Annotated in this window: 1 protein-coding gene; it reads right to left on the reverse strand. The window is 65.6% G+C overall.

Going from position 1 to position 1,771, the window contains the following annotated elements; translation table 11 throughout:
• Window positions 1–111: 111 nt before the first annotated feature.
• Window positions 112–1,413, reverse strand: a complete 1,302-nt coding sequence (ltrA, locus tag ABGB01_RS45875) for a group II intron reverse transcriptase/maturase (RefSeq protein WP_347780629.1) — start codon at window positions 1,411–1,413, stop codon at window positions 112–114.
• Window positions 1,414–1,771 lie beyond the last annotated feature (358 nt).

The raw sequence follows: 1,771 nt of genomic DNA on the forward strand, positions 1-1,771 counted from the left end.
CCATTGGTAGTCAGGGGCGCGGTGCCGTGAAGGCCCGGTTCCCCATCCCCCTTTCAATTCCGTACGTGCGGTTTTCCCGCATACGGCTTACCGATGATCTTCTTGACATGGTTACGCTGCCTTCGGATAGCGGATCGTGCCCCGCAGGCGATGCAGGCCGTGCCCGTTGAACCACTCCTCAGTCCATTGCGCCGCCTGACCGGCTCGCAGGTTACGTCCCCGCTTCTTGATCATCAGACGGCGCAGACGCCAGACCACGTAATCGTCGATCTGGAGGAACTTGCGGGAGGCGTTCCCGGTTCGGAAGTAGTTGCCCCAGCCGCGCAGGACCGGATTGAGATCCGCGATCACGTCACGGACATCCGTTCCCGACCGGCGGCGGTCGGTCCGCTCCCGGACCTTGGACCGGAGTCTCTTCATCGCCGTCTGACTCGGCCAGCGGTGCAGGTAGAAGCGGACGGTGCCGTACTTCACCCACGACCGGCCAGAAAAACGGGCGCGGAAGTGGCAGCCGAGGAAGTCGAGTCCTTCCCGGCCCTCTCTGAGGTCAACGATCTTCGTCTTGTCCGGGTGCAGCCTCAGCCCCAGCGATGCGAGGATGCCCTCGACCGCTTGCAGGGCCGCTCTGGCCTGGGTTTCGCTGCGGCACAACACGACACCGTCGTCGGCGTACCGCACCAGCTCGCCCACACCGCGCCTGGTCAACTCGGTGTCCAGAACGTGCAGGTAGACATTGGACAACAGCGGCGAGATCACGCCACCCTGAGGGGTTCCCGCGACCGTCCGCCGGACCTCCCCTTCCGCCATCACCCCTGCTTGAAGCCACTGCCGCAGCAGCTTGAGCACCCGCCGGTCCGACACCCGCCGCCCCACCTCGGCAAGAAGACGATCGTGATCGATCTCGCCGAAGAAGTTGACGATGTCGAACTCCACCACGAACACCCGGCCTTCGATGAAGCCGGTACGCAGCCGCTCCATCGCCTGCGTCGCCGACCGCTTGGGCCGGAACCCGAACGAGACCGGAAGAAAATCCGCCTCGAACAGGGGCTCCAACACCAGCTTGGCGGCCTGCTGAGCCACCCGGTCCCGGATCGTGGGCACGCCCAGCGGACGCTTGCCACCCTGTGGTTTCGGGATGTCCACCCGCCTGGACGGCGCGGGACGATACCTGCCTGCGCGAAGGTCGTCCTGCAGTTCCCCGAGCATCCGGGCAACCCCATACTCCTCCACATCCGCCAAAGTCACCCGATCAACTCCGGCGGCACCCCTGTTGGCCCGGACCCGTTCCCACGCCTCCCACAGCACGTCACCTCTGTGGACACGGTCATACAGGGCGTGGAAACGCCGCTCCGCAGACTGCTTGGCCGCAGTCCATAGCTTGCGTTGAAGTCGTCGCACGTTCAGGACGGACACCTGCCCGTCCAGTACGGCGGGCGATGGCCCGCCGGGGTTGTTGGACCCAGAACCCTGGGCCATGCCCTGGTGCTTACCCTCGCCGCACGCGTGATCAAAGTGAGGGCCCTTCCCTCCCGGCGCGTTCTGTTGCACGCCGATCAGCGGTACTACGACCCCCTCGGACTCCCGCTGCCCTCCGGACGACTTCACCATCGGCTTATACGCCCGGTCTTTTGCCCGACGAAAGGCGTGGTCAGACGGGTCTCTCCTGTTCCGGCCCAGACCGTGCACACGTGCCATCCTCCGTACCCCGGAAGAACCCGGCGGGCTGACCCCGGAACAGGGCCCACCAAGCATGGCCTTCGCCGTGACATGA

It is taken from the genome of Nonomuraea sp. B5E05, assembly GCF_039880665.1.
In the GTDB taxonomy this organism is placed as follows: domain Bacteria; phylum Actinomycetota; class Actinomycetes; order Streptosporangiales; family Streptosporangiaceae; genus Nonomuraea.